Genomic DNA, 26,454 nt, shown 5'->3' with positions numbered 1-26,454 from the left:
AATACTATCAAGTAAGTGAGATTTAATCTGATGTAGCATGATTTTTCCCTTTTTATTTTTAGTCTAGCATAGAAAAAAGTAACCTACCACAAAATATGATAGGTTACTTATCTTAATGACATTGGACACAGATCCTGCCTGATTTTTTAGCAAATTGTGCTAATTAAAATAAACTCATCCGTATTTTTGCTGCTTTAAAAAACTCGGTAAACATAGGGATTATCCGGATCCTTGCTCTCTGTGGATTCAGTGATATGCAAAACAGGCAGACTTTGCTCCAGAGCTTTATTGTATTCAATAGATAGGGTCCCCTTTACTGTGACCCAGGTATTGTCGGCATAGGACTGCTCATTTCCTGTCGTCAGCAGCCCGTATACTCCCGAATCAGCTATGCAGTGGATAATTCCAAAACGAAACAAAAATTGATAGCCCTGGTGCTTTGGTTCATTGTAAACAAAACCGGTATACTGAATTTCCCGATTCATAAATTCATCGGGATAAAGGTAAATCAGTTCCATCACTTCCATATAATTTTCTGTAGTGATTTTTAGCTCATTCTGCCCTCGATATTTTTTAAGCTCCTTTTGCATTTCCCTTTCATAAGCGGTCTCTGTAAAGTAAAGGCTGGTATCAGGTTTTAAATACTGAATAGCAGTCCCGTCTTCACTCTGTCCGCTTTTTGATGTTCCGGCTGCTAAGGGGAAGGTATAGCCCTTGGCAGAAACGGTAGTGGAATCAAGAGTAGCAGTCGGAACAAGGAGCCCAACTAAAACAGGAAAAAGCAGAATAAGGGGGCTGCTCAGTTTAGCCAGTTTTCCGGATAAGTGGCTGGGGGATTCCCACCTTTTCATCCAGATAGTCAGTTGAATAAGGGCTAAAATAAAGGACAGCAGCATAGAAAGATAAGCCAGATAAGAATAATGGATGTTGATGTATTGATCCAATTTTCCCGATAGCTGCAGATACATGGACAGTTCAAAATAACCTGCCAGAATTAAAAAACGACTCATTACAGCACCCCCACAAGCAGACAATAAGCAATAATGATCAGCGCCGATACGGTAATAAACTGTAGGATAAAGCGCCCCTTAAAGGATTTAGCCATCATCATCAAATTTTTAATATCAATCATCGGCCCGAACAAAAGAAAGGCAAGAACCGGCGCTAGGCCAAATGTCGAAAGCAGAGAAGCACCGATAAAAGCATCCGCTTCACTGCATAAGGATAAAATAAAGGCCAGCAGCATCATGACTAAAATAGCTGTCAGCGGATTTCCGCCAATTGTTGTTAAAATACGTGTCGGAATATAAATCTGCATGCCTGAAGCAACCAGGGTTCCAAAGACCAGATAACGCCCGGTGTCAAAAAATTCGTCAATAGCATGAGCTAAAGACAGAAATACCTTTTTTCCGGCTTTTTCACCTGAATAATCATGACTGTGGACTGGCTGGGCTGCAGGCTTTAGAATATTGTCGTCAACAAAGTAGGCCAGCATAATTCCTAAAACAAGTGCAGTCAGAACGGCTCCTGCAAGACGCAGGGCCAGAAAGCGCAGCGAATTGCCGAAGGCAGAATAGGTTGCAAATAAAACAATAGGGTTAATGATGGGAGCCGTTGCCAAAAAGGGAACAGCAGTGTAGCTGGGAACCTTCTTTTCTAAAAAACGGTTGATGATTGGAACAATTCCGCATTCACAAGATGGAAAGACAAAACCGATAAAGGTCCCGAAAACAATGCGCAAAAACTTATTTTTCGGGAGATAGCGCTGTACCAAATCAGGCGTGACATACACCTCTATAAAACCAGCTAAGATAGCACCTAAAAAAACAAAAGGCAGAGCCTCAATGATAATGGATAAAAAAATAGCCAGCCACTGAAGGACGCTGTCCGGCAGCTGATTAAAAATCGCCATTCATTATTCTCCTTTTTCAACTAAAACAAAAGAACTGCTTTTCCTGAAGGTCACAAGGCAGAAAAAATATTGATCCACACTTGAAGCTTTGCACTGCTTCGGCGCATTTCTTAATCCGCTTCGTCTGACTCAGACTGCTCAGCTTTCTTTTTGTTCTTATCTTTAGAGTCTTTTGCCTCAGCTTTATCTGAATCCGGCAGAGTAGCGAAGTTTTCCAGCATTTTTTCTAAGGTATCTTCACGTTTATATGTTATTGCCATAAAAGTAAACCAACTTTCTACAAAATTCTATTACCATTATACTATCAAATCAAAAAATAGTGTGATTTTAACTGACGATGGTCCTATTTAATCACTGAGCCTGCAGCTCCGCTGTCTTCAAATCCTAAAAAAATGATGAACTCGCTTTTTTTTGACTCTTAATTTCGTTTTTCTGCGGAAATAAGGGAAAAATCTTGATAATTTGCGTGACTTTTTGCGAACTTGTATGCTAAAATAGTAGCGTTATGGAAAATTCAAATACGACAACAATCGCTCAGGATTTGGACGTCAAAGACGATCAAGTTAAAAAAGTTTTGGAACTGACACTGGAAGGTAATACTATCCCTTTTATTGCCCGCTACCGTAAAGAAATGACAGGTAATCTGGACGAAATCCAAATTAAAGCCATTTTGGATTTGGATAAAAGCTTAACGGCTCTGTCAGAACGAAAAGCAAAAGTTCTCGCTAAGATTTCTGAAGCTGGTAAGCTCACTCCTGAACTGCAGCAGGCTATTGAGGATGCAGCCAGACTGGCTGATGTGGAAGAGCTGTATTTGCCTTATAAGGAGAAGCGCCGGACCAAAGCAACTGTTGCGCGTGAAGCCGGTCTTTTCCCGCTCGCCCGGCTTATTCTGCAAAATACGGATAAGCTTGAAAGTGAGGCTGAAAAATTTGTTACAGAAGGTTTTGCTGACGCTGAGGCCGCTCTTGCCGGAGCTGTTGATATACTGGTAGAAGCGCTGTCAGAAGATGCTAAGCTTCGGTCATGGACCTACAATGAAATTTGGTCCTACAGCTCGCTTGCTTCTCAGCTTAAAGATGAGGCTGCTGACAAAGATAAAATCTACCAGATTTACTATGATTTTTCAGAAAAAATTGCAAAGCTGCAGGGATATCGTGTTTTGGCACTAAACCGCGGTGAAAAACAAGGGGCTCTGAAGATTCATTTTGTCCATAATATTGACAAAATGCTTCGTTTTTTTGCGGCTCGTTTCAAAGAAAGAAATATCTATATTGATCAGGTTATCACGCAGGCTGTCAAGAAAAAGATTGTTCCGGCAATGGAACGGCGGGTTCGGTCAGAATTAACAGAAGCGGCGGAGGATGGGGCTATCACGCTTTTTTCAAATAATCTGCGCCATCTGCTGTTGGTTTCACCGCTCAAAGGTAAAACTGTTTTAGGCTTTGATCCGGCTTTTCGAACGGGAGCAAAGCTGGCAGTTGTTGATCCAACTGGAAAACTTTTAAGCACACAAGTGATTTATCCTGTCCCGCCTGCCGGTTCTGCTAAGATCGCACAGGCTAAACTGGACTTGGCTGCTCTTCTTAAAGAATTTGCTGTGGAGATTATTGCTATCGGCAATGGAACAGCCAGCCGTGAAAGTGAGGCTTTCGTCGCAGATGTCCTTAAGGATTTCCCTGATGTTAGCTATGTGATTGTCAATGAGAGCGGTGCCTCAGTATATTCTGCTTCAGACCTGGCCAGACAGGAATTCCCTGATTTGACTGTTGAAAAGCGCTCGGCTGTCTCAATTGCCCGGCGTTTGCAGGATCCTTTAGCCGAATTAGTCAAAATTGAACCTAAAGCCATAGGTGTTGGTCAGTATCAGCATGATGTCAGTCAAAAGAAACTGGCAGAAAATCTGGATTTTGTTGTTGAAACTGTCGTCAATCAGGTAGGTGTTAATATTAACACTGCCAGTCCCGCTCTTTTGTCTCATGTTGCTGGGCTCAATAAATCTATTTCAGAGAATATCGTAGCCTACCGGGAAGAGCAGGGAAGAATTAAATCGCGTGATGAAATCAAGCAAGTTCCCCGTTTAGGTGCTAAAGCATTTGAACAGGCAGCCGGCTTTTTGCGTATTCCGGAAGCAGAAAATATTTTAGATAATACCGGAGTGCATCCGGAAGCTTATGAGGCTGTTGAGAAGCTCTTCTCCATGCTTGATATTCAGGTACTGGATGAAGCGGCTCAGCTGAAATTAAAAGACATCGATGTTTCAGCTATGGCGCAGGAATTGGCTTTAGGACAGGAAACGCTTAAAGATATTCTTGCAGATCTCCTTAAGCCGGGCCGTGACCTGCGTGATGATTTTGACGCTCCTGTTTTACGGCAGGATATCCTTACTATTTCGGATTTAGAAATCGGCCAGCAATTGGAAGGTACGGTGCGTAATGTCGTTGATTTCGGTGCCTTTGTCGATATTGGCCTGCATGATGATGGACTTATTCATATTTCTGAGATGAGCAAGAACTTTGTCAAACACCCCAGCCAGCTTGTTTCTGTCGGGGATATTGTCACAGTATGGGTTTCCAAAATTGATCAGGAACGGGAGAAGATTAACCTCTCCTTGGTAAATATCAATGAATTTAACTGATTATGTACAAGAAGTTTCTCAGGAAGACTTTGGTAAAGATTTTAAACATCAAGCTCTATGGAATAGGCGGCTGCGGACAACCGGCGGCCGTTTTTTTCCATCAGACGGCCATTTAGAATTTAATTACCGCCTTTATCAGGAGTTAGGCCCAACTGTTTTCCGAAAGATTGTCCGGCATGAACTTTGCCACTATCACCTTTTCTATGCTAATAAAGGCTACCGACACAGAGATGCCGATTTTAAAAAACTTTTAGAAAAAGTCGGTGGTCTTCGCTATACACCGCCTCTTCCCTCGCAAGCAGCTGTTTACTGCTATGCCTGCAGGCAATGCGGCCATATTTACCAGCGGCGCCGCCGAATCAATCCTCAAAACTATGTCTGCGGACAGTGCCGCGGCAAATTAATCTCCCTTAACTGAACACGGCCTAAACGCTTCGGGAAAAAGATGTCCTGACTTAGAATCTGGTGATTCGTCAGTCAGTCCCCTATTTTCCTTTTGCGTTTTTAACGGCCTTTGTAACTTGTGAATCGAACACGGCCTAAGCTCTGTGCAAAAAAGAGACGCAGTCGTAGGAAGCGAATGCTGACGTACGAATGTGGCTGCTCTGTGAGTGCAGCCCTCTCTTGAGTCATTAGTGACTCATCGGTCAGTCTCCTATTTTTGCCTTGCTCTTTTGCCGGGCTTTGTATCTTATTTATCAGTCTTAGGGCTGATTTTATTTTTTCCAAAAATGGTATACTGGAGTAGTAAAGAAATGTTTAAAGGGGGAAGAAGGATGAAATCCATTTTTTATAAACAAAGGAAAAATAAATTAGTCTGCGGGGTTTTTGCCGGCCTTGCAGATAAATTTGGCTGGGATCTCCCTCTGACCCGTGTTTTAGGGGCATTGGCCATGTACTTTACCGGTTTTGGTTTCCTGCTCTATATTTTATTGGGCATTTTTCTGCCTTATAAAGAAGATTTGTTAGATGATAAGTACGGTCAAGGTCCCCGTAAACGTAAAGATGCTGATGTTGTGGATGAAGATAATGACGGCTGGTTTTGGTAAACAGCAGTCCTCAAATGATGAAGCTTTTTAACTATTAAACGCTGATCTTTCCTTTTAGCCATGTGCTGAAAGGAAATTTTTATTATTGTCTCGAGATTAGCTCAGCTCTGTCTTAAATTAAACTGCCAGCCTGCAATAACAGTTATTTAGCTGCAGACCAAAGTCTCAAACTGTTCAGGTTTTTCTAAAAGCCGGATTGCCCTTGCTTTTATTTCTGTGTTATTATGTTATAATACTTAAAAGGAGAAAATATGTCAGTTACAGTAGGTATGCTGGTTGACCGCGTTAAGCTGGATGTGGTTTACGGCACTGATCAGCTTTTGGCTAAGAAAATCACGACATCAGACATTTCTCGGCCGGGTCTTGAGATGACAGGATATTTTGATTACTACTCGCCTGAGCGGATTCAGCTGTTGGGGATGAAAGAGTGGTCATATTTGACTCAAATGACATCTCATAACCGCTATTCAGTATTAAAAGGAATGTTTCTGCCTCAGACCCCTGCCATTATTGTTGCCAGAAATCTGGCAATCCCTGAGGAAATGATTCAGGCTGCTAAAGAAGAAGGGATTGCTGTTTTGCAGAGCCATGTGCCGACCAGCCGCCTTTCGGGGGAAATGTCCTGGTACTTGGATTCCTGTTTGGCTGAGAGGACCAGTGTCCATGGTGTTTTAATGGATATTTACGGTATGGGAGTGCTTATACAGGGAGATTCTGGTATCGGTAAAAGTGAGACAGGTCTTGAACTGGTTAAGCGGGGTCATCGGCTGGTTGCTGATGACCGTGTGGATGTCTACGCCAAAGATGAAGAAACACTTTGGGGAGAGCCGGCTGAGATTCTTCGCCATCTGTTAGAAATCCGCGGTGTCGGTATTATTGATGTGATGAGTCTTTACGGAGCCAGCGCCGTAAAGGATTCTTCCCAGGTTCAGCTGGCTATTTATTTAGAAAATTTTGAGAGGGATAAGGTCTTTGACCGTCTGGGCAACGGCAATGAGGAAATTGAACTCTCTGGGGTCAAACTTCCTCGCATTCGAATACCGGTCAAAACCGGCCGTAATGTGTCTGTAGTGATCGAGGCAGCTGCTATGAATTATCGTGCTAAGCAGATGGGCTATGATGCTACACAGACCTTTGAGGACCGTTTAACTAATTTAATCAGCCGAAATGAGGTAAGCGATGATTGATCCGATTGCTTTTGAATTTGGCCCTATCACGATTCGCTGGTATTCTCTTTGTATCATGACAGGTTTGGTTTTAGCTGTTTATTTAGCTATGTGGGAAGGCCCCAAAAAAGGGATACGGACTGATGATGTTCTCGATTTTATCCTCATTGCTTTTCCTCTGTCCATTATCGGGGCGCGTCTCTATTATGTATTCTTCCAGTGGCCCTACTCGGATTATGCCCAGCACCCCGGAGAGATTTTAGCTGTTTGGCATGGCGGTTTGGCTATATATGGCGGCCTTATAACAGGTGCTGCAGTTCTTCTTATTTTTTCTTACTACCGCGCGCTCAACCCTTTTAACTTTTTGGATATTGCTGCACCTGGCGTTCTTTTAGCCCAAGCTGTCGGACGCTGGGGCAACTTTTTCAATCAAGAGGCTTACGGCCAAGCGGTGGAGCATTTAAATTATTTGCCGGCATTTATACAGAGGCAGATGTTTATTGAAGGGTCCTACCGTCTTCCGACATTTTTATTTGAGTCACTTTGGAATTTGCTGGGATTTATCATCATCATGCTGATCAGACACCGTCCCCATTTTCTAAAAGAAGGAGAAGCAGCCTTCTTTTACCTGATTTGGTACGGAAGCGGCCGTTTCATCATTGAAGGCCTGCGGACAGACAGTTTGCTCTTTTTCGGCTTTCGTGTTTCACAGTGGCTGTCTCTGCTGCTGGTTGTTCTGGGGATTGGCCTTATTGTTTGGCGGAGAAAACAGAAAAATATTCCTTATTATCAGGAATAGCGCTAAAAAGACAGGAGAAAAAAATGGATTTAGTTGGAATTGCCCTTTTGATTATTGGAGTTGCTTTTGCCGTTTTAGTCGGTGTTATTGTGCCGACAGCCTTAAAATTAAATAAAACAGTTGATGAGGTTAACGAGACGATTGCAGCAATGAAAAACGAAGTCAGTGAAACGATTGCTGTGCTGCGAAGTGACGCTGATATTACTTTCCACCAGACTAATGAGCTTTTAGCTAAGACAAATGTTCTTGTGGAAGACGTTAACGGCAAAGTTGCTACGATTGATCCCCTTTTTACAGCGATTGCCGACTTATCCGAAAGTGTCTCTGACTTAAACAGTCAGGCCAGACAGTTCGGCCATAAGGCGACAAATACAGCTTCGGCAGTCAGTAAAGCGGGCACAGCTTTTACAATCGGCAAGTTTGCTTCTAAATTATTCCGCAGAAAAGGAGATTAACGATGGATAAATTTTTAAAAACAGTTATTATTGGAGCTGCTTCTGGAGCAGCCGCAGCTTATTTTTTATCAACTGAAAAAGGCAAGGAGTTCAAGGCTAAGTTAAACAAAGCCTATCAGGCCTATAAGCAGGAACCTGAATACTATCATCAAACAGCCAAGGAGAAAGCAGCAGAATATTCTCAGCTTGCAGTAGATACTTTTAATGATTATAAAGAAAAATGGCAGACCGGCGAGCTGACTAAGGAAGACCTTTTTTCAGCTGCTAAGGAAAAAGCCAGTCAGGCAGCCCAATTTGCCAGTGAAAAAGTCAATGAAGTCAAAGAAAAATACGATAATGCCGAAACTACCGATTCACCATCAGAAGATGTGACAGCAGAAGTAGATGACATTATCATTGATTATCCTGAAACTGATGATGACACTGATTTTTCTGATACTGAGCAAAATCAGTCTGAAACAGAAGAAAAATAATGAAAACAAAAAAATAACTCAGTTTGAGTTATTTTTTTAAAGACATAATAAAGACTGACAAAGTTGAGGTCGTTGCTGCACTGATTAGAAGAGCAAAGACAAAGGACCAAATTGGCGATAGATTAAGAGCAAGTAAGGTAAAAGCGGCTAATACAGTAGTGACTGCAAAAACAGCCACTCGTGTAAAAAACATCAATTCCCGTAATTTAGCATTGTTGCTGTTGATTTCTTGAAATTCTTGAAATTTTGGAGAAGGTGTTTCCTGCAGTTTTTCTTGTTCAAACTGTTCAGTTTTCTTTAATGGCGCTGCCATAAACCGTCCCTCCTTTAAATAAGATATAAAGCCCGTTAAAAACGCAAAGTAAAAATAGGAGACTGACCGCTGAGTCATTAAAGACTCAAGGGAAGTCTATCTTTTTTACACAGCGTTTAGGGCGTGTTCAGTTCATAAGATATAAAGCCCGTTAAAAACGCAATGGGAAAATGGCGGTAAGCCAGAAATCTTCGATTTCGTCTGCGCACCTCTGCCAAGACGACTAGAAGGGTGCAGTCGGCTGTTAAGACGGCAAAGCCTTCAGACGACTACGGCTGGCGGTAAGTCAGAAATCTTCGATTTCGTCTGCGCACCCCTGCCAAGACGACTAGAAGGGTGCAGTCGGCTGTTAAGACGGCAAAGCCTTCAGACGACTACGGCTGGCGGTAAGTCAGAAATCTTCGATTTCGTCTGCGCACCCCTGCCAGAACGACTAGAAAGGTGCGGTCGGCTGTTAAGACGGCAAAGCCTTCAGACGACTACGGCTGGCGGTAAGTCAGAAATCTTCGATTTCGTCTGCGCACCCCTGCCAAGACGACTAGAAGGGTGCAGTCGGCTGTTAAGACGGCAAAGCCTTCAGACGACTACGGCTGGCGGTAAGTCAGAAATCTTCGATTTCGTCTGCGCACCCCTGCCAGAACGACTAGAAAGGTGCGGTCGGCTGTTAAGACGGCAAAGCCAAAACCTTCAGACATCTATGGCTACCTAACAGTGAAATCAGTTCAATACTTAATCATGCTTTTTCCTGCAGATCTCAGGGCGACTTAAATTCATAAGATACAAAAACTGTGAAAAGGGCAAAGAGCAAAGGATTAGATAATCGGTTTTCGCCCTTAAGCAGACTGTTTTTTCTTCAGTCTGACCTTCATCAATTTAAAATACTGAATTATAATAACATAAAAGGATCGTTTTGTCACTATTTTTTCAAGAAAATGTTCAAAGGTATAAAGTTTTGGTATAATGGTTCTGTTATGGAAAAAATAATGATTACAGCAACTGCTGAGTCTGTTCAGCAGGCAGAGGAACTTTTAGAAGCAGGGATTGACCGGATCTACGTCGGAGAGGCGGACTATGGTTTACGGCTTCCGCATACCTTTTCTTATGCCGAACTGGAACAGATTGCAGAAAAGGTTCACCGGGCCGGCAAAGAACTGACAGTAGCCTGCAATGCCCTCATGCACCAAGACATGATGGACAGCATCAGACCTTTTTTGGACTTTTTGAAAAAAATTAAGGCAGACTACCTCGTTGCTGGTGATGCTGGTGTTTTTTATGTCAATAAGCATGACGGCTATCATTTTAAACTGATCTATGATGCCTCTGTGTTTGTGACCTCCAGCCGTCAAGTAAATTTTTGGGGACAGCATGGAGCAGTTGAAACGGTTTTGGCTAGAGAAATTCCGTCTGAAGAGTTGTTTAAAATAGCCGAAAATTTAGAATTTCCTGCAGAAATTTTAGTTTACGGAGCTTCAGTTATTCATCACTCCAAACGTCCGCTTTTGCAAAATTACTATAATTTTACGCATATTGATGACGAAAAGACCCGTGAGCGCGGTCTCTTTCTCGCTGAACCGAAAGACCCTGACAGCCATTATTCTATTTATGAAGATAGGCATGGAACACATATTTTTGTCAATAATGATATTGATATGATGACTAAGCTGACAGAGCTGACCGCACATAATTTCACACATTGGAAATTGGATGGTATTTACTGCCCGGGTCGAAATTTTGTTGAAATAGCTAAAATTTTTGTTGAAGCTAAGAAGAGGCTGGAAGCAGGGACCTTTTCTCAGGAGCAGGCTTACCTTTTAGATGAAAAAATCAGAAGTTGGCATCCGGCAGGTCGCGGCCTTGATACAGGCTTTTACGATTTTGATCCGGACTTGGTCAAATGACAAGGAGTTTTTGCATTTTACTCACTCAGTCGCAAAAAGACAATCAAGAAAAATGCTAGTAGGTTTATTGACTAAAAAATATTTTAGACTTTATAGAAAGAATGAATCGAATGACAAAGAAATTGAAACGTCCGGAGGTTTTATCGCCTGCCGGAACTTTGGAAAAATTAAAGGTTGCCATTGATTACGGCGCAGATGCTGTTTTTGTCGGCGGACAGGCTTACGGTTTGCGCAGCCGGGCTGGCAATTTTTCAATGGAAGAAATGCAGGAAGGAATCGACTACGCTCATGAACGCGGTGCGAAAGTCTATGTTGCAGCCAACATGGTTACCCATGAGGGCAATGAGATAGGAGCCGGTGTCTGGTTTCGTGAATTAAGGGATATGGGGCTTGATGCCGTCATTGTTTCGGATCCGGCTCTCATTGTGATTTGTGCCACGGAAGCGCCCGGCTTGGAAATTCATCTATCAACTCAGGCTTCTTCAACAAATTATGAAACCTTTGAATTTTGGAAGGAACTTGGCTTGACCCGGGTTGTTTTAGCACGTGAAGTGTCTATGGCTGAATTGGCTGAAATACGCCGGCGGACAGCAGTCGAGATTGAAGCTTTTGTCCATGGGGCTATGTGTATTTCTTATTCCGGCCGCTGTGTGCTTTCAAATCATATGAGCCATCGTGATGCTAACCGTGGAGGCTGCTCCCAATCCTGCCGTTGGAAGTACGATTTGTTTGATATGCCCTTTGGTCAGGAAAGGCGGTCTCTCAAAGGTGAGATCCCTGAAGAATTTTCGATGTCGGCAGTTGATATGTGCATGATTGAACATATTCCGGATATGATTGAAAATGGCGTTGACAGTCTGAAAATCGAGGGCCGTATGAAGTCTATTCATTATGTATCTACTGTCACCAACTGCTATAAGGCGGCTGTGGATGCTTATATGGAAAGTCCGGAAAAGTTTGCTGCTATTAAAGATGACCTCATTGATGAGTTGTGGAAAGTAGCACAGCGAGAGCTGGCAACAGGTTTTTATTATAAAACACCAAGTGAAAAAGAGCAGCTCTTTGGTGCACGTCGGAAAATTCCGCAGTACAAGTTTGTTGGAGAAGTAGTAGCTTTTGATGAAAAAAATAAAACAGCTACGATTCGCCAGCGCAATGTCATCAAAGAAGGGGATGCCGTCGAATTTTACGGCCCCGGTTTCCGTCATTTTGATTGCTATATCAGAGATCTGCATGATTCAGAGGGTAAGAAAATTGACCGGGCTCCTAATCCGATGGAATTGCTGACAATCACTGTACCAAAGCCTGTGAAGCCAGGAGACATGATTCGAACCTGTAAAGAAGGCTTAGTTAACTTATACAGAGAAGATGGAACAAGCCGAACGGTTCGGGTATGAACAGCGACTCAATCCTAAACCCTTAATCATTTTAAATAAAAAATGAACAGGAAGTCTTTTCTAAAACGTCTTGTTCATTTCTTTTTGTTTGTTAGTGTTTGGGAATAACGGACTGTTTTGGGGACAAGCGACAGGCGGTCGATATCTTTTACAGAGATAATGGTTGAAATATTTTTAGAAAAATTTTTAAGAACTAATTTTCCTTCTTTTTTATCATATTTGACCAAATCGCCGGTAAAACTTTTTTCGTCATAGATAGCATGAAGAGCCAGATGCTTTTCTTGGGCCTGCTTAATGGTGTAAGCAACCTGGTTAGCTTTGAGAGTCACCTCTTTTGGCTTAGCGCTTGGTTCAATAAATTCATATAAATAAGATTTCAGCAGTTGAAAAAATTTTTTCATCGTTATTTCCCTAAAAAATTGATAGAATGATTATACACCATTTTTGTCTAAAAAAAAATATTTTTCTCAAAAAAGGTGTCATTTTATCAGAATTTCCGAATAGACTTAATAGGAGGATATATGTCAGAATTTACATTTGAAATTGAAGAAAAACTTTTGGTTCTATCTGAAAATGACAAGGGCTGGACTAAGGAACTTAACCGTGTCAGTTTTAACGGAGCCCCCGCAAAATATGACATCCGTTCTTGGAGCCCGGATCACACAAAGATGGGCAAAGGAATCACTCTGACAAATGAAGAATTTCAGGTGATGGTGGATGCTTTTAGCAACAAAAAATGAGGGTTACTTGAAGTAACCCTCATTTTTTAAGGCATTAGATAAGGCTTTTGCTAAGAAAGTGATAATAGCCAGTTTTCCTAAATCCGGGAGAATAAAAGGTAAAACGCCGGATAAAAAAGCAGCTGTTGCAGACATTTTCGCTAGAAACATCAGCCCCAGCATACCCAATATAAAAGTCAGGCTGTCTCCCAGCAGATTGGCAAAGAAAATTGCTAAAGCGGAACTTCTAGGAGAAACAAGAGCAGAAGTCAGCGCTGCATAAGCAAGGAATCCCCATAAAAAACCAGCTGCCGGTCCTATCAGAGCAGCTAAGCCAGCTGTTCCTCCGGAAAAGACCGGCAGGCCGACAGCTCCCAAAAAGAGATAGAGCAGGAGACTCAAAACAGCCTCACGTTTTTGAAAAAGTGTTGCAACCAGACCGACAGCTAATGTTTGCAAAGTAAAAGGGATACTGCCTAAAGGGATTGTCAGCTGTGAGGCAGCAGCAATTATTGCAGCACCTAAGGCCGGCAGAACCAATCCTAGGGTTTTGGATGTCATTAAATTTTCCTCCACGATAAAAGTTAACCTTTTATTATTTATGGTTAACTAAATCATAAACTGTTTTTGAAAATCTGTCAAGCTGGACTTTATGTCTGATCTTTAAACCATCATACAGTTAAAGGCAGAATGATATTTTTACTTTCTCATTAAAAATCTGCAGAATCAGTGTTTTTGAAACTTTTTGTCTGAATTCATTATAGAGACCCGCAGACCTTGCCTGCTGTTAGCCAGCGGCTGTCTGCAAGCTTTGTCGCCTTAACAGTCGACTGCACCTTACTAGTTGTTCTGGCAGGGGTGCGCAGACGAAATCGAAGATTTCTGGCTTACCGCCAGCCGTAAACAACTGCAAGCTTTGTCGCCTTAACAGTCGACTGCACCTTACTAGTCGTTCTGGCAGAGGTGCGCAGACGAAATCATAGATTTCTGGCTTACCGCCATTTCATACGGATTTTTAACATTCATTGTATTCTAAAATAAAAAGTCCTCTTAAACAGACCCAGTTTAAGAGGACTTTTTACTGAGAAAATTCAGTTATTTTTTGAATCTATCGGCAAGGCCGATAAGGATAAAGACGGCCCCCAGTCCGATAAAACTGTACTTAGCCGCAAAAGTGCCATAAGTGATAAAGATAGCAGCAGATATAAAGGATATATAACTCTTGTTCATAGCTTATTTCATTGTCGGGAAGAGCAGCACATCGCGAATAGTTGTTGTGTCAGTAAGGAGCATTACCAGACGGTCAATCCCAATTCCCAGTCCGCCGGTAGGAGGCATACCATATTCGAGAGCTTCAATAAAGTCATAATCAATACCGGTAGCTTCTTCATCGCCCAGCGCTTTTGCCTGAGCTTGGGCCTCAAAGCGTTTTAGCTGATCAATAGGATCGTTTAATTCGGTGAAAGCATTAGCATATTCCTTTGTCACGATAAAAAGCTCAAAGCGGTCGGTAAAGCGCGGGTCTTCAGCATTTTTCTTAGCCAGAGGCGAAACTTCTACCGGATGTCCGTAAACAAAGGTGGGCTGAACCAAGGTTGGCTCGACACATTCTTCAAAGAAAGCATTAATAATATGACCGACCGAGGTAAAATGTTTCTCGATTGGGATATTATTTTCTTCGGCCAAGGTTTTAGCCTGCTCAAATGACATAGCCTGCCAGAAATCAATGCCGGTAACGTCCTTTATCAAATCGACAATATGAGCGCGTTTAAACGGTTCGTTGATTTTAATTTCCTGCCCTTGGTAATTGATTGGGCCGTCTCCTTTAACCGTTTTTGCAGCATGCTGGACAATGCCTTCTGTCAAATCCATAATATCATGATAATCAGCGTAAGCCTGATATACTTCAATTGAAGTAAATTCAGGATTATGAGTAGCATCCATGCCTTCATTACGGAAGATACGGCCTATTTCATAAACGCGTTCCATCCCTCCGACAATCAGTCGCTTGAGGTGCAGTTCAGTTGCAATACGCAGAACCATATCCATATTCTGAGCATTATGATGTGTCACAAAGGGTTTGGCTGCAGCACCGCCTGCTTCATTGTGCAAAACTGGTGTTTCAACTTCCAAAAAACCTAGCCCGTCAAGGTAATGGCGAATATCGGAAATAATCTGACTGCGGGTAACAAAACGCTCGAAACTCTCGCGGTTGGAAATCAAATCCAGATAGCGTTTGCGGTAAATGGTCTCCACATCGGTTAAACCATGGAATTTTTCGGGAAGTGGGCGCAGAGCCTTGGAAAGGTGGGTGATGTGAGTTGCTTTGATAGATAGCTCTCCCATATTTGTGCGCATGACTTGACCTGTTACACCAAGGAAATCACCAAGGTCAGCTTTTTTGAAAATGTCATAATTTTCTTCTCCGACTGTGTCTTTGCGGACATAAATCTGAATTTGCCCTTGTCTGTCCTGCAGATGAGCAAAGCCCACCTTGCCTTTGCCTCGTTTGGTCATCAGCCGGCCGGCAATAACCGCCGTTTCATTGAGAGCATCCAGCTCTTCTTTTGTTTTCTTACCGTATTTTTCTATCAACTGGCCGGAAACAGCTGTTCGCTCAAAACGTTTGCCAAATGGATCGATTCCCTGTTCAAGCAGAGCAGACATCTTCTCACGGCGGACAAGCTGCTGGTCATTGAGTTCTTCTGTATGTTGGTTAGACATAGTTTCCTCCCCTAAGTAGTACATCTTATTGTACCACAAAAGCTGACAGATAACATCTTTATTTTTAGTGAAAAAAGAGGGAGGTTTAAGCTGCAGCAAAGGGACTGCGTTGAAATCGCTGTTAAAAAATAGTATAATGGGGTAGCTTATGAAATTTTAAGAAAGAATAAATCACATGATTACTTCAATTGTTTTTGATGTTGACGACACTATTTATGATCAGCAGGCCCCTTATCGGCTGGCTATGGAGCAGTCTTTCCCTGATTTTGATATGGCAGTGATTAATCAAGCCTATATTCGCTTTCGCCACTATTCTGACCAAGGGTTTCCGCGTGTCATGTCAGGTGAATGGACAACGTCCTATTTTCGTTTTTGGCGCTGCAAAGAAACACTGAAGGATTTTTCTTACCGCGAAATCAGCCCTGAGGAAGGGGCCCGTTTTCAGGCAATGTATGAAGATGAACTGGAAAACATCACCATGCTTGATGAAATGCGGCTGACTCTGGACTTTTTAAAGGAAAAAAATGTGCCTATAGGTATCATTACCAATGGTCCGACTGAACACCAGCTCAAGAAAATTAAAAAGTTAGGTCTGTATGATTATGTTGATCCAAAACGTGTACTGGTCAGTCAGGCCACAGGTTTTCAGAAGCCTGAAAAAGAACTGTTTAATCTGGCAGCAGAGCAGTTTGATATGAATCCTGCTACAACGCTTTATGTTGGTGACTCATATGATAATGATGTTATGGGGGCTTTTAACAGCGGCTGGCATTCCATGTGGTTTAACCACCGCGACCGAGTTTTAGCGCCTGGGGTCAGACCGGTTTTTGACTTAGAAATTGACAGTTTTGAACAGCTCTACGGAGCTGTTAAAGTGCTCTTTGACCTGCCGGATAATAAATTTATTTTTGATGCCAATGATAAAAAGAATCCTATCCTGCAGCTGGGGATTAATAACGGCCTGATGATGGCAGCAGAGCGCCTTCTGGCCAGCAATATGAGCGTGGATAAGGTGGTTATCCTGCTGCGCTTAAATAAAAATCAGGAAAAAGTCCTGCGTATGAAGTATACAAAACTATCCTAGTTTACTCCCTGCAGCTAACCGCTGCCTTCACTGATTCTTAGAAAAACCCTTGTTTCTAAAAAGGGTTTTTATTATGGCTTTAAGACGTTTTTTAAAAAGAGAAAAATAAAAAACCACCTACAAGGTGGTAGCTATATGATTTTTAGCTTTCATTTACTTATTGCTTGCTTTAGGATTTCTGCTGTGCTGTGGCTTCCTCGGGTATTTCCGCCAGGTAGGACCGATCATTCCATAATAGACAGCTGTATTCCTCAAAATTGTTTGTCTCTAAGACAGTGAGACTGAGATTGTCCAAACCGCCTAGCCGGCGCAGATTAGCAGGTGTAAAGCCTAAAAGCGAACGGATAGAAGCTGTTAGGTTGGCGCCGTGTCCGATAAATAAGACATTATCAAACGGTTTATGCCTGAGAGAAAAAACAAGGTCTCTGACGCGCTGGGTTGTTTGATAAACGGACTCAGCTTCAAACATACTGGCATTAAACTTAGCTAAGTTGTGTCTGAATGCTTTCATTTGCTGAGGATAGATAGAAGTCATAGTACTGATTTTGCTGCCCTCTAATTTTCCCAGCTGCCATTCACGCAGAGCCGGCGTATAGTGAATGATTTTTGGTTTTTTATTTTGATGATTGATAATTCGAACGGTCTCTTTGGCGCGTTTTAAATCGCTGGAATAGACCGCATCAAAAGGGATATGTGCAAGATAACGCCCTAAGGCCTCACATTCCTCTATACTTTCTTCTAACAGCGGAGAGTCGCCTCCAGCTCCTTGGAAGCGCCCCTCCATATTCCACAGTGTTTTGCCGTGTCTGACAAAATAAAGTTTCATTACTTGTCTATCCTTCCTAATTTTATTCAATAATATCAGCGAATTCTGCCTGAACAAAAGAGGCTAAATCTTGACTGTCTATTCTGACTGAGCGGCCGATTTCGCCGGCAGAGACAATAACAGTTCCTTTTTCAGCAGCCGTATTGTCTATAAATATAGGGAAACGGTGTTTTTGGCGGATACCGACAGGATTGTTAGCGCCATGGACATAGCCGGTTGTTTTTTGCAGGTTTTTCTGAGGAATCATTGTTACTTTTTTATTGGCAGAGACCTTAGCCAATTTTTTCTCAGACAGGTGCTCTGTGATAGGGACGATACCGATAATCGGCCCGCTTTTATCGCCGGAAAGTGCTAGTGTTTTAAAAATATCAGAATGTTCAATTTCCTGAGGCAGCTCACCGGTCAAAGCATTCACTGTCAAACTGTCATAAGGAATGCCGGCTTTATCAAGGATTTGTTCCACCAGCGTCTTTTTCTTTCTTTTTTTCTTGCTCATTTTTTATCCTTGCCTGATAACCATAAAAAATAGTATAACAATCTTATCATTATTATACCATTTTCTTTTTATTTTTGATATTTGCATGCTCTGTCATCATAAAGCAGCTTTTTTGAAAAAGTGCTGCCTAAGCGTTAGAAATTGCCATTGAGCCCAATTTTATTCGGACTGAGGAAGCTAATGTTCCGGCAGAAAAAAGCGGTTCTGCACTGTCAGCAGGATCAGCACCGAAATGATGACAAACAGCAAGGTGATGATGCCTGCACTGCCGTTAACCAGCAAAGAATAGTAAAAAGGGGACATTCCTTTTGGAGCGTAAGACGACCAAAAGATGATACCGGCAAGAAAGTGCCAGAAATACCGAACTGAGACGGCCAAAAAAGCAGCAGCAAAAGCCAGTGAAAAAACTTTTTGACTTTGCTTTTGCCTGAGTGCTTTCTGCAAAGGGGCAGCTAAAACTCCGGCCAGTCCCATTGAGGCAAAGGCCAGAATATATTCCAATAAAACCTGACTGAGGCTTAAATAATAGACTCTTCCCAAAATAAAATGCAGCAGTCCCCAGATTAATCCGGCAAGTATTCCGTATTTGCTGCCTCTGCGCAGAGAAAACAAAACGAGGGGAACAGCGCCGAAAGAAGGAGTGAACCAACTGGCAAAATCAGGGATAAGCGACAGAGCCATGGCTAAAGCTGCGATAACAGCAGCTTCAATAAGGGCATTAACTTTACTGGACATAAAAAAACTCCTTTGCATTTTCAAAGAAGTCTGTCAGGCCACCAAATATTTCAAATGGTCACAATCCCTACGCTCGTTCTAACGAGATCAGGTTTTGAGGATTTCGCAGATGCGATCTCAGCCGAAGCACTCCTTTGTGATGTTCAACTCTCTATTTACTTGTTTACACTATAGCATAAAAAGAATTCTCTTGTCAATAAGAAAACCGTTTGACTAAGCAAACGGTTATTCTTCTATTTTGCCGAAAAGCTTCTCATAAGTTTCTTTAGTGTCCTTGGTGACAGCAATTTGGTTTAAGTCTAAAGGACTGCTGAAGCCGTTGAGATAGCCCTGCGATGTATATTGATGAAGATCGTAATCTAAGTCAGTCTCGGGGGCACTGTTGTAATAACCTGAATCAGAACCATAGGTCGGAATCCAGACAGCATCAAAACCGTCTACGGAAATCCCTTGTTCTTCCATGAAATAGGTGCCGATATAGATACCGATATTCTCGGCTCCTAAACGCTCAAGCTCTTCTCGGAAAGCTTTGACCCCTTTATTCATGTTTGACATGGTTTCTTCTTCAACGTCAATCCAATAAAAAGTAGGATTATAAGGAGAAGCATTTTCGTAAAATGTTTTCGCCTCTTCCTTCATTTCCTTAATGCTGGTTCCTAAAGCATAGCTGTAAACAGCAACGGGAACATCGCGTTTTTGGAATTCTTCAATATGTGTCTTAAACGATTTATCAATACCTGTCGTATAGGCGGCATTGCTATCTTTGCTGATTTGTGATCCTCCATAAACACGCACGATAGCTCCGGATATATTTTGTGATAAAGTATCATAGTCAATCTCACTCGGAAGCTGCCATCCTGATACATCGATAATCGGATTAAGAACAAATGTGTCTTCCTCTGGATCTGTTGTTGTCGTTTCTTGATCTCCCTGACTGCTGGTAGAAGGAATCGTCTTCTCTGCAGTCACTATCCGATTTTTTAAGATATTATCGGTGTGAACCTTACTGGCAATAAGTAAGATGCTGAGGAGACTGAAAAAAACGAAAACAACAATTGGCTTAATTCTTCTTCTCATTGTTTTTATTGTAACCTAAAACTATGAAAAAATCAAAATTCTTACCGCTTTTATCCTTATTTGCAGAATTTTTTTCAAAAATAAGCAAAGCGCTTACAATAACTGGCTTAGATATAATTAATAGCTATAACAAATCATAATATAAATATAATTTACAGCTATAGCGTTCTTTGTTAAAATAAAGCCATTAAGGTGATACAGGGAGGACAGTGTAATGGTAAAAAAGTATTTTGAACATGTCGGCTCTTTTCTTCGGCCGCAGGAGCTTCTCGAGGCGCGTGAAGCATTTGCCCGTGGGGAGCTGTCTGAGCAAGAACTGAAGGCGGTTGAAGATAAGTGCATCAGAGAATTGGTTGATAAGCAGCTGGCTGCTGGGCTGGAGAAGGTTACTGATGGAGAATTCAGACGCAGTTACTGGCATCTTGATTTCTTCTGGGGATTCGGCGGAGTTGAGCATGTTCAGGCAGCAGAAGGCTATCATTTTCATGATGAAACGACACGGCCAGATTCTGCCTTGCTGACCGGTAAAATATCAGGAGATAATCATCCCTTTGTTGAAGCCTACCAATTTTTAAAGGAATATGTTGACACCAAGGGCGGAAGTGCTGAAGCTAAGTACACTATTCCAGCTCCGGCCCAGTTCTACTTTGAACTGATTCGAGATGCTGAGCATGTGGCGCAGCTGAAAGCTATTTATCCGGATTTCGAGGATTTGCGCCGCGATATCCAAGCGGCTTATTTACAGGTTATTAGCGATTTGGTGGCTGCTGGTCTAAAAACCCTTCAAGTCGATGATTGTACTTGGGGAACCTTAGTCGATAATCAGTTCCTGACGGCTTGGGGTGCTGCCGGCGGGCAGACGGCAGAAGATGTCCGCAAAGAACTAGGCGGTATCTTTTTGACTTTAAACAATGATGTCTATCAAAATGTGCCGGAGGGTCTGCAGGTCAACACCCATGTCTGCCGCGGCAATTATCATTCAACTTGGGCTTCTTCCGGAGGATATGAGTCTGTAGCCGCTGACCTTTTTGGCAAAGAAAAGGTTACCAGCTATTTCTTAGAATTTGATACAGAGCGCTCTGGCGGTTTTGCTCCTTTGGCAGAAATAAGCGATAATAAAGTAGCTGTTCTTGGTTTGATTACAAGTAAAAAAGCAGAACTCGAGGATAAGGCCGCTATTATAGCCAGAATTCGGGAAGCTGCTGACTACCTTCCGCTTGATCAGCTCTGGCTGTCTACACAATGCGGCTTTGCTTCAACTGAAGAAGGAAATATTTTAACAGAGGCTGATCAATGGAAAAAATTGGCGCTTGTCAAAGAAATTATCGATGAAGTTTGGACAGACTAAGCGAAAAGAGCTTTGTTACAGCATTTCAGCTGTAATTTCTTTCACTCTCCCTTTCCAGCTTCGGGCAGATTCTATTTGCCTGTTCTTGTGATTCCTGCTCATCTGACTGACCTGATTATTAGAAAGCTTAATCAGCAGCTGTGTGTTAGGAATATAAGAAAGTGTCGTAAGAGTTTGGGATATTGTTTGTTCCAAGCTTTTTTTGCTGAGCAGCAGAAGCTATGTTCAGAGAAGAAGTCAGCTGTTTAGAACATGGGTCAGTATTTTTCTCTGACCTTGACAGGTTAAAAGCTTTAGGCTAAACTAAAACCATATGGAAAGAAAAGGACTCTCGTCAGCTTTGCAGCAAATCAGCCGAATTGCTGTATTATCGGCTTTATGTGTTGCTTTGCGTTATGTCTTTGCTGGTTTGCCTAACATACAGCCGATAACAGCCATTTTTTTACTGGTTTCTGTTATCTGGGGCTACCGTCAAAGCTTTTGGGTTATGGCAGTGACCATGTTGGTTTCGTCTTTTCTCTTAGGTTTTGGTCCTTGGGTATTATGGCAGATTATTGCTTTTGCTCTCATCATTCTGATATGGCGCGACCTGCTTTACCCGCTGACAGAAAGGCTGTGGTCCGGACGGATGGTAAGGCTTGTCTTGCAGTCTTTTTTTGCTGGTCTGCTCGGGGCACTCTACGGTTGTATCATTGACTTCTGCTATGCTCTTCTTTACAGCATGCCTTGGTGGACTTATGTTCTGGCAGGGCTCAGCTTCAATTTAGCTCACGCATTGTCGACAGTCTTTTTTTACCCGCTGTTAGTAACTAGTTTTAGGAGATTAATCTATGAAAAAAATCAGTAAGCTTATCATGACAGCTCTTTCGTTTATTGTGCTAACGGCCTGCAGTACCGACAGCACGGCCACTTCATCAAACTCGGCATCGTCAGATACTGGGACAGTTCAGTTGATTGTTCAGGAAGACAGTAATACGATTGATGAAAATGTCACCTTTGAAAAAGGCGATACTGTGATGGATGTCCTGCAGGATAATTATGAAGTTGAAGAGACGGACGGCTTTATCACGGCCATCGATGGTATAAAACAAGATGAAGAGGCCGGTAAATACTGGATGTTTACAATCAATAATGAGCTGGCGCCTAAGGCTGCTGACCAAATAAAAGTTAAAAACGGCGATAAAATTGAATTTTACCAAGATGTTTATGACAATTAAAAAAAAAGACTTTCTTCTGATTCAGCCTGACAGCTGGCTTCCGAAGAGAGTCTTTTTATTAAAGTTAGCAGACCCGTTTAAAAATCCGTGAAAAAAGACGGTAAGTCCGAAATCTTCGATTTCGTAGACGCCCCTCTGCCAAGATGGCTAGAAAGGTGCGGTCGGCTGTAAAGACGACAAAGCCTTCAGACATCTACGGCTTTCTTATCAAGAACTAGTAGACCAAGATTGCCTACTGCGGTATTTTCACTTGGATTTTAGGTTGGGGCCTGTTAGGGTTCATCGGGATGCCAAATTTTTAAGGCAAAGAGGGTATCTTGCCTGCATAGAATGTTCTACAGCAGTTGCTCAATAGCAGGAGCAATCTTACGGGGGTCAGTTTTAGATGAAAATCTCTTGACAACATTGCCTTGCCGGTCAATTAAAAATTTAGCGAAATTCCATTCAATTTTTTGGCCCAACGGCCCCTTTTTTTCAGATTTCAGCCAATCATAAAGCTTAATAGCATTTTTACCGTTAACATCGACCTTAGCAAAACGCGGGAAGCTTGTTTGATAATTCAAGGTGCAAAAAGCATTGATTTCCTCAGCTGTTCCCGGTGCTTGACCTTTAAACTGATTGCAGGGAAAGTCAAGGATAGTGAAGCCTTGTGTCCGGTAAGTATCATAGAGCTGCTGAAGTCCTTCATACTGGGGAGTTAGGCCGCAGCCTGTTGCAGTGTTAACTACTAATACAACTGAATCCTGGTATTCCCTTAGGGAAATCTCTTCCTCATTTTGAGCTTTAACTGTAAAGTCATAAAGATTTGCCATTTCTGCCATTTCCTCCTTTTTCCATTTATCTGCTGCGGGGTAGATTAGTTAACATATTTCTAAGGAGAAGCGAGTGTGTTGTTCTGTTTTTCAGATAATGATAGCAAAACAACGGCTGCGCTTTCTCTGTAATTTTTATTACAGTATATCAGAATTTTAGGGTTCTTGCATCATTTTGAGGGAGGAGAGTGACTGCAGGAGGGCAAAATATGGGTTACTTTTGAGCTGAAAAATGGTATGATAGGAAGGTATATAAAATCTAGTCCGCCATAAGATAAGTTATCAGGCTTCGTGCTTAAGAAGAATGGTTTTTGGCGGGAGTTTATTTGCCTGTACTTGTACGCAGGCCGGCTAAAGCTAAAGGAGAGAAAAGCATTGTCCATAAAAAAATTAGAAAGTAACAGCAATCAAGCCATTATTACTGAAGAAGTCAATATTTTAAAGGATTTGCTTGAAGAAACAACTCGCCAAATGATTGGCGATGAAGCCTTTGCTAAAATTGAGAGAATTTTGGTATTGTCGGCCAAAGAAGACTATTTTGAGCTGGAAAAAATTGTCGCTCAGATGACAAATGAAGAGATGGTCGTTGTTTCTCGTTATTTTTCAATTCTTCCCCTTTTAATCAATATTTCCGAAGATGTTGATTTAGCTTATGAAATCAACTATCAAAATAATACTGGTAGGGACTATTTGGGGAAACTTTCTGCGACAATTAGTATGGTGGCGGAAAATGAAAAAGCCGAAGAAATTCTTGAACAGGTTAATGTCGTTCCTGTTCTGACGGCCCATCCGACACAAGTTCAGCGCAAAACAGTCCTTGAGCTGACCAATAAAATTCATGATTTGCTTCGGAAGTACCGTGATGTTAAGGCGGGTGTTGTCAACCAAGAAAAATGGTATGCTGATCTGCGGCGTTATGTCGAAATTATTATGCAGACGGATATTATCCGAGAAAAAAAACTGAAGGTAAAAAATGAAATCACCAATGTCATGGAGTATTATAATTCATCGTTAATTCAGGCCATTACAAAATTAACAGCTGAGTATAAAAAGTTAGCAGCAGCAAAAGGACTGCAGCTGGATAATCCTAAGCCGATTACGATGGGAATGTGGATTGGCGGAGACCGTGACGGTAACCCTTATGTAACAGCCGAAACATTGGCCTTGTCTGCAACTGTGCAAAGTGAAGTTATTATCAACTATTATATTGAAAAACTTTCAGAGCTCTATCGTACCTTTTCACTCTCAACAAGCTTGACGCAAATCAGTCCAGCCGTTGAAAAACTGGCTCAACTGTCTGAGGATAAGTCTATTTACCGTGAGAATGAGCCCTACCGCAAGGCTTTTAACTATATTCAGTCTCGTTTGGTTCAAACCCTAATCAGCTTAAATGTAAATCAGCCTCCTTTTGCTGAAAGTGCAGAGAGGCAGAGTGTGTACAGCGATATCAACACTGGAAGCAGCAATGCTTCTGTTCTGGCTAAATTTTTACAGGGCCGAATGCAGACAGTCAGCTCTGAGCTGAAGGATTCTGAAATTCCTAGTTATCAAACGGCTCTAGATTTTAAAGCAGATTTGCTGCTTATCAAGGATTCTCTCTTGCAGAATGGTGATGCAGCTTTATTATCGGGAGATTTTGATGATCTACTGCAGGCCGTTGATGTTTTTGGTTTTTATCTGGCCAGTATTGACTTAAGGCAGGATTCCAGTGTGCAGGAGGCCTGTGTTGCCGAACTCCTTAAATCAGCCAATATTTGCAGTGACTACAGTGCCTTGTCCGAAGCGGAAAAATGCCGGCTTTTGTCTAAACAGCTTCTTGAGGATCCGCGCACACTCGCATCAGCCCATGCGGAAAAATCAGAAGGGCTTCAAAAAGAGCTGGCTATTTATCAAACAGCACGTCACCTAAAAGATAAACTGGGTGAGGATGTTATCAAACAGCATATCATTTCGCATACTGAAAGCGTCTCTGATATGTTTGAATTGGCTATTATGCTTAAAGAAGCTGGTCTGATTAATAAAGACGGAGCCCGGGTTCAGATTGTTCCGCTTTTTGAGACAATTGAAGACCTGGACAATGCCTGCGCTATCATGGAAGATTATCTTAGCTATGAGCTTGTTCAAAACTGGATTGCAGCCAATCACAACTATCAGGAAATTATGCTCGGTTATTCTGACAGCAACAAGGACGGCGGCTACCTGTCTTCAGGCTGGACACTGTACAAGGCTCAAAACGAGCTGACCCGGATAGGAGAAAAGTACGGGGTGAAAATTACCTTTTTCCATGGCCGAGGCGGGACAGTCGGCCGCGGCGGCGGCCCATCCTACGAAGCGATTACTTCTCAGCCCTTCGGCTCTATTAAAGACCGTATCCGTCTGACAGAACAAGGGGAGATTATCGAAAATAAATACGGCAATAAAGACGTTGCTTACTACAATTTGGAAATGCTGATATCAGCTGCTGTTGACCGCATGGTTACCCGAATGATTACCAATCCGGACGAGATTGATGATTTTCGGGCAACTATGGACGGTATCGTGGCAGACAGCAACCGCATATATCGCCGTCTAGTTTTTGAAAATCCGCATTTCTATGATTATTTCTTCGAAGCCAGTCCGATTAAAGAGGTCTCCAGTCTCAATATCGGTTCTCGTCCGGCAGCCCGTAAGACAATTACAGAAATTTCGGGTCTGCGAGCCATTCCTTGGGTTTTCTCTTGGTCTCAAAACCGCGTTATGTTCCCCGGCTGGTATGGTGTCGGATCAGCCTTTAAGCACTTTATAGACCAAGCACCGGAGAATTTGGCAAAGCTGCAGCATATGTATGAAACATGGCCGTTTTTCCATTCCTTACTATCCAATGTTGATATGGTACTGTCCAAATCCAACATGAATATTGCCTTTCAGTACGCACAGTTAGCTGAAAAGCAAGAAGTCCGCGAAGTTTTTAATACTATTCTGGACGAATGGCAGTTGACTAAGGATACGATTTTGGCGATCGAAAAACATGAGGAGCTGCTGGAAGAAAACCCTTCCTTACGTGCCAGTCTGGATTATCGGCTTCCTTATTTCAATGTTCTCAACTATTTACAGATTGAACTGATAAAACGCCTGCGGCACAATGAATTGGATGAAGATTATGAAAAGCTTATCCATACCACAATTAACGGGATTGCTACCGGGCTGAGGAATTCCGGTTGATACAGTCTTTTTACTAAAATCTACGGCAGGACTAAAGTTGATTTCTCAACAGTCAGCTTAATCCTGCTTTTGCCTTATATCAGGACATTCTGCTGGATTTTAGGCTGCTCTGTGA

Annotated in this window: 28 protein-coding genes and 1 riboswitch; of the genes, 15 read left to right on the top strand and 13 right to left on the bottom strand. The window is 42.2% G+C overall.

What is annotated here, in order from left to right; translation table 11 throughout:
* Positions 1-194: 194 nt before the first annotated feature.
* From AB3329_RS08540 to AB3329_RS08530, 3 genes are all read right to left on the bottom strand, one after another.
* Positions 195-1,010 (bottom strand): TIGR03943 family putative permease subunit, encoded by an 816-nt coding sequence (locus AB3329_RS08540; protein WP_368395513.1) that lies wholly within the window; start codon positions 1,008-1,010, stop codon positions 195-197.
* On the bottom strand, positions 1,010-1,912 hold the full coding sequence (locus AB3329_RS08535; RefSeq protein WP_368395512.1) for a permease: 903 nt from the start codon (positions 1,910-1,912) through the stop codon (positions 1,010-1,012). The genes AB3329_RS08540 and AB3329_RS08535 overlap by 1 nt, the downstream gene beginning before the upstream one ends.
* 110 nt (positions 1,913-2,022) lie before the next feature.
* Entirely contained in the window at positions 2,023-2,172 is a 150-nt protein-coding gene (locus tag AB3329_RS08530; protein ID WP_368395510.1) for an SPJ_0845 family protein, read from the bottom strand.
* A gap of 245 nt (positions 2,173-2,417) precedes the next feature.
* Here AB3329_RS08530 and AB3329_RS08525 point away from each other — a divergent pair, with 245 nt between their 5' ends.
* From AB3329_RS08525 to AB3329_RS08495, 7 genes are all read left to right on the top strand, one after another.
* The gene (locus tag AB3329_RS08525) at positions 2,418-4,550 is read left to right on the top strand and encodes a Tex family protein (protein ID WP_368395508.1); all 2,133 of its coding nucleotides are present in this window, start codon (positions 2,418-2,420) and stop codon (positions 4,548-4,550) included.
* Entirely contained in the window at positions 4,537-4,968 is a 432-nt protein-coding gene (locus AB3329_RS08520; protein WP_368395507.1) for a SprT family protein, read from the top strand. The genes AB3329_RS08525 and AB3329_RS08520 overlap by 14 nt, the downstream gene beginning before the upstream one ends.
* Before the next feature lie 358 nt (positions 4,969-5,326).
* The gene (locus tag AB3329_RS08515; RefSeq protein ID WP_368395505.1) at positions 5,327-5,599 is read left to right on the top strand and encodes a PspC domain-containing protein; all 273 of its coding nucleotides are present in this window, start codon (positions 5,327-5,329) and stop codon (positions 5,597-5,599) included.
* A gap of 251 nt (positions 5,600-5,850) precedes the next feature.
* Positions 5,851-6,786: an HPr(Ser) kinase/phosphatase gene (hprK, locus tag AB3329_RS08510; protein WP_368395503.1), complete on the top strand. Its 936-nt coding sequence runs from the start codon at positions 5,851-5,853 to the stop codon at positions 6,784-6,786.
* Complete coding sequence (gene lgt / locus AB3329_RS08505) at positions 6,779-7,564, top strand: prolipoprotein diacylglyceryl transferase (RefSeq protein ID WP_368395501.1); 786 nt, start codon at positions 6,779-6,781, stop codon at positions 7,562-7,564. Before hprK ends, lgt begins: the two co-directional genes overlap by 8 nt.
* A 23-nt stretch (positions 7,565-7,587) precedes the next feature.
* Positions 7,588-8,019, top strand: a complete 432-nt coding sequence (locus AB3329_RS08500; RefSeq protein WP_368395500.1) for a DUF948 domain-containing protein — start codon at positions 7,588-7,590, stop codon at positions 8,017-8,019.
* Positions 8,020-8,021: 2 nt separating this feature from the next.
* Positions 8,022-8,492: a YtxH domain-containing protein gene (locus AB3329_RS08495; RefSeq protein WP_368395499.1), complete on the top strand. Its 471-nt coding sequence runs from the start codon at positions 8,022-8,024 to the stop codon at positions 8,490-8,492.
* Positions 8,493-8,520: 28 nt separating this feature from the next.
* On the opposite strand, the gene AB3329_RS08490 is transcribed toward AB3329_RS08495, so the two are convergent.
* Positions 8,521-8,805, bottom strand: coding sequence for a DUF3270 domain-containing protein (locus AB3329_RS08490; protein WP_368395498.1), 285 nt, complete (start codon positions 8,803-8,805; stop codon positions 8,521-8,523).
* A gap of 971 nt (positions 8,806-9,776) precedes the next feature.
* Between AB3329_RS08490 and AB3329_RS08485 the strand changes: the two genes are divergently transcribed.
* Together AB3329_RS08485 and AB3329_RS08480 are read left to right on the top strand one after the other, a co-directional pair.
* Positions 9,777-10,703, top strand: coding sequence for a peptidase U32 family protein (locus tag AB3329_RS08485; RefSeq protein ID WP_368395496.1), 927 nt, complete (start codon positions 9,777-9,779; stop codon positions 10,701-10,703).
* Between the two features lie 110 nt (positions 10,704-10,813).
* Positions 10,814-12,100 carry a peptidase U32 family protein gene (locus AB3329_RS08480; RefSeq protein WP_368395494.1) on the top strand — a complete coding sequence of 429 codons (1,287 nt, stop codon included), beginning with the start codon at positions 10,814-10,816 and terminating at the stop codon, positions 12,098-12,100.
* Positions 12,101-12,174: 74 nt separating this feature from the next.
* On the opposite strand, the gene AB3329_RS08475 is transcribed toward AB3329_RS08480, so the two are convergent.
* Positions 12,175-12,501, bottom strand: a complete 327-nt coding sequence (locus AB3329_RS08475) for a hypothetical protein (RefSeq protein ID WP_368395492.1) — start codon at positions 12,499-12,501, stop codon at positions 12,175-12,177.
* A gap of 120 nt (positions 12,502-12,621) precedes the next feature.
* On the opposite strand from AB3329_RS08475, the gene AB3329_RS08470 reads away from it, so the two are divergent.
* Positions 12,622-12,840: a YdbC family protein gene (locus AB3329_RS08470; RefSeq protein ID WP_368395491.1), complete on the top strand. Its 219-nt coding sequence runs from the start codon at positions 12,622-12,624 to the stop codon at positions 12,838-12,840.
* Between the two features lie 3 nt (positions 12,841-12,843).
* Here AB3329_RS08470 and AB3329_RS08465 read toward each other — a convergent pair whose 3' ends face one another.
* The 3 genes from AB3329_RS08465 to lysS all read right to left on the bottom strand — a co-directional run bounded on the left by AB3329_RS08465 (position 12,844) and on the right by lysS (position 15,543).
* The gene (locus AB3329_RS08465; protein WP_368395490.1) at positions 12,844-13,380 is read right to left on the bottom strand and encodes a biotin transporter BioY; all 537 of its coding nucleotides are present in this window, start codon (positions 13,378-13,380) and stop codon (positions 12,844-12,846) included.
* A 534-nt stretch (positions 13,381-13,914) separates the two neighbouring features.
* Positions 13,915-14,049, bottom strand: a complete 135-nt coding sequence (locus tag AB3329_RS08460) for a hypothetical protein (RefSeq protein ID WP_368395489.1) — start codon at positions 14,047-14,049, stop codon at positions 13,915-13,917.
* 3 nt (positions 14,050-14,052) lie between these two features.
* On the bottom strand, positions 14,053-15,543 hold the full coding sequence (gene lysS / locus AB3329_RS08455; RefSeq protein WP_368395488.1) for a lysine--tRNA ligase: 1,491 nt from the start codon (positions 15,541-15,543) through the stop codon (positions 14,053-14,055).
* A gap of 175 nt (positions 15,544-15,718) precedes the next feature.
* Here lysS and AB3329_RS08450 point away from each other — a divergent pair, with 175 nt between their 5' ends.
* The gene (locus AB3329_RS08450; RefSeq protein WP_368395487.1) at positions 15,719-16,627 is read left to right on the top strand and encodes an HAD family hydrolase; all 909 of its coding nucleotides are present in this window, start codon (positions 15,719-15,721) and stop codon (positions 16,625-16,627) included.
* Positions 16,628-16,796: 169 nt separating this feature from the next.
* On the opposite strand, the gene AB3329_RS08445 is transcribed toward AB3329_RS08450, so the two are convergent.
* The 4 genes from AB3329_RS08445 to AB3329_RS08430 all read right to left on the bottom strand — a co-directional run bounded on the left by AB3329_RS08445 (position 16,797) and on the right by AB3329_RS08430 (position 19,761).
* Positions 16,797-17,453 carry a histidine phosphatase family protein gene (locus AB3329_RS08445; RefSeq protein ID WP_368395485.1) on the bottom strand — a complete coding sequence of 219 codons (657 nt, stop codon included), beginning with the start codon at positions 17,451-17,453 and terminating at the stop codon, positions 16,797-16,799.
* Between the two features lie 22 nt (positions 17,454-17,475).
* A complete protein-coding gene (locus AB3329_RS08440; protein WP_368395484.1) occupies positions 17,476-17,949 on the bottom strand; it encodes an aminoacyl-tRNA deacylase in 474 nt (157 codons plus the stop codon).
* 177 nt (positions 17,950-18,126) lie between these two features.
* Entirely contained in the window at positions 18,127-18,684 is a 558-nt protein-coding gene (gene thiT / locus AB3329_RS08435) for an energy-coupled thiamine transporter ThiT (protein ID WP_368395483.1), read from the bottom strand.
* A 47-nt stretch (positions 18,685-18,731) separates the two neighbouring features.
* Positions 18,732-18,828, bottom strand: a riboswitch (TPP riboswitch).
* Positions 18,829-18,909: 81 nt separating this feature from the next.
* Positions 18,910-19,761 (bottom strand): glycoside hydrolase family 25 protein, encoded by an 852-nt coding sequence (locus tag AB3329_RS08430; RefSeq protein ID WP_368395482.1) that lies wholly within the window; start codon positions 19,759-19,761, stop codon positions 18,910-18,912.
* Positions 19,762-19,975: 214 nt separating this feature from the next.
* Between AB3329_RS08430 and AB3329_RS08425 the strand changes: the two genes are divergently transcribed.
* From AB3329_RS08425 to AB3329_RS08415, 3 genes are all read left to right on the top strand, one after another.
* Complete coding sequence (locus AB3329_RS08425; protein ID WP_368395481.1) at positions 19,976-21,109, top strand: 5-methyltetrahydropteroyltriglutamate--homocysteine S-methyltransferase; 1,134 nt, start codon at positions 19,976-19,978, stop codon at positions 21,107-21,109.
* 313 nt (positions 21,110-21,422) lie between these two features.
* Positions 21,423-21,956, top strand: a complete 534-nt coding sequence (locus AB3329_RS08420; RefSeq protein ID WP_368395480.1) for an ECF transporter S component — start codon at positions 21,423-21,425, stop codon at positions 21,954-21,956.
* On the top strand, positions 21,940-22,326 hold the full coding sequence (locus AB3329_RS08415) for a DUF4430 domain-containing protein (RefSeq protein ID WP_368395479.1): 387 nt from the start codon (positions 21,940-21,942) through the stop codon (positions 22,324-22,326). Before AB3329_RS08420 ends, AB3329_RS08415 begins: the two co-directional genes overlap by 17 nt.
* A 335-nt stretch (positions 22,327-22,661) precedes the next feature.
* Here AB3329_RS08415 and AB3329_RS08410 read toward each other — a convergent pair whose 3' ends face one another.
* Positions 22,662-23,138 carry a glutathione peroxidase gene (locus tag AB3329_RS08410; RefSeq protein WP_368395514.1) on the bottom strand — a complete coding sequence of 159 codons (477 nt, stop codon included), beginning with the start codon at positions 23,136-23,138 and terminating at the stop codon, positions 22,662-22,664.
* A 375-nt stretch (positions 23,139-23,513) separates the two neighbouring features.
* On the opposite strand from AB3329_RS08410, the gene ppc reads away from it, so the two are divergent.
* Positions 23,514-26,339 (top strand): phosphoenolpyruvate carboxylase, encoded by a 2,826-nt coding sequence (ppc, locus tag AB3329_RS08405; RefSeq protein WP_368395478.1) that lies wholly within the window; start codon positions 23,514-23,516, stop codon positions 26,337-26,339.
* Positions 26,340-26,454 lie beyond the last annotated feature (115 nt).

Origin of the sequence: Streptococcus huangxiaojuni (genome assembly GCF_040930515.1) — a bacterium.
GTDB classification, from domain to species: domain Bacteria; phylum Bacillota; class Bacilli; order Lactobacillales; family Streptococcaceae; genus Streptococcus; species Streptococcus huangxiaojuni.
This window is presented reverse-complemented; position numbering and strand designations above follow the sequence as displayed.